This is a genomic window from Neobacillus drentensis (assembly GCF_036962765.1).
In the GTDB taxonomy this organism is placed as follows: domain Bacteria; phylum Bacillota; class Bacilli; order Bacillales; family Cytobacillaceae; genus Neobacillus; species Neobacillus drentensis_C.
This window is the reverse complement of the sequence record NZ_JBALOS010000430.1, coordinates 1-1,185: the sequence shown is the minus strand read 5'-3', so window position 1 is coordinate 1,185 and position 1,185 is coordinate 1. Positions and strand designations below refer to the sequence as shown.

General features: G+C 33.4%; 1 protein-coding gene and 1 pseudogene. Both read right to left on the bottom strand.

The window, feature by feature from the left end:
* Positions 1-194: 194 nt before the first annotated feature.
* Positions 195-314, bottom strand: a pseudogene (locus V7137_RS30395) (thioredoxin reductase); the annotation flags it as partial.
* 18 nt (positions 315-332) lie between these two features.
* Positions 333-1,100: a hypothetical protein gene (locus V7137_RS30390; protein WP_335701515.1), complete on the bottom strand. Its 768-nt coding sequence runs from the start codon at positions 1,098-1,100 to the stop codon at positions 333-335.
* Positions 1,101-1,185 lie beyond the last annotated feature (85 nt).

Genomic DNA, 1,185 nt, shown 5'->3' with positions numbered 1-1,185 from the left:
CATTTTTACCACCCCTTAACTTCATTGTATTATAGCAATAAAATGGAAGCAAAAAAGAATCACGTCAAGTAGACGTGATCATGGAAGAGATATATCGGACCAAATAGATGTAACATAAAACACCTTTCCCCTTGTATCATTTTTTGAAGGGTATATCAGAAGACGGACTTTTGCAACAAAGAGTTTTGCTTTGCTTATTTCATCATTTGTTTCACTAATTCCCTATTGCGCTTCTTAAAGAGTTCATTGTGGGAGGAGACCATTCCAATTTTACTTGCGTCTGGCTGAATAAATTGTTTCGCTTTATTTACACTTCCTGCCAGGAAAATCTTTTATGAAAAATATGTAGTCAGTTCATTTACATTTCGCGCATCACGTTTACAGACATGTTCAAAAGGACAAGTATCACAATCATCTTCGTTGTATACCTCATTAAAACTTGAGGAATTACCTACAAAATAATTCATCGCCTGCAAATAACGAATGCTTTCTTCAATTTTTTCAGATGTAGGAAAAAATGTATGCTTTTTTCCGTCCAATAAAGTTGTCACTTCAATTCTGTCAGGGATTTTATTAAACACCTTCTTCGAAAATACTGCGATTAAATGGTTATAAAGCATTAGCATGTCTGGTTCTGCCTCGACTAAGTACTTTTTTACAACAATGGAGGAATTGGACCATTCCGCCACATCAATCGTTAAAGAGATATCCATATCTAGTTCTTGTATAGTGGATTTAAATTTTTCAAATAAAAATAAAGGTGGGGTTGAATCTGTTTCTATGGTCAAATTTTGCATTAAGTAATCGGTAATTTTAGCGGTTACCGTATAATAGTGAATTCTAGATTCAAATATTTGAGGAGATATGTTGATCCAATATCGGTCGACCAATGAAAGAATTTTTGCTGCTGATCGCTGTTCGATTGGGAGTCGAAAATAAGAAAAGACGACATGATTTACAACCTGTTGAACCATATGTCTCCAGTCCATTGGGAGTTTTTTCTTCTCAATATATTCATAATAAAATTTATAAGGACAAGTAATGAAACCTCTTAAATTTTCCTCCGTCATATATTTCATTGCTTTCATATGGCTCTTCATGTCAAAACCCCTCCCATATCATAAATCCAACTTTGCTAATTGATAAATATTATCACTTAACTCTATTTTAGTTGATAACGATTAT

Excerpts from the sequence above, each read along its gene's own strand:
- V7137_RS30390 (WP_335701515.1), bottom strand. The coding sequence starts at position 1,100 with ATGAAGAGCCATATGAAAGCAATGAAATATATGACGGAGGAAAATTTA.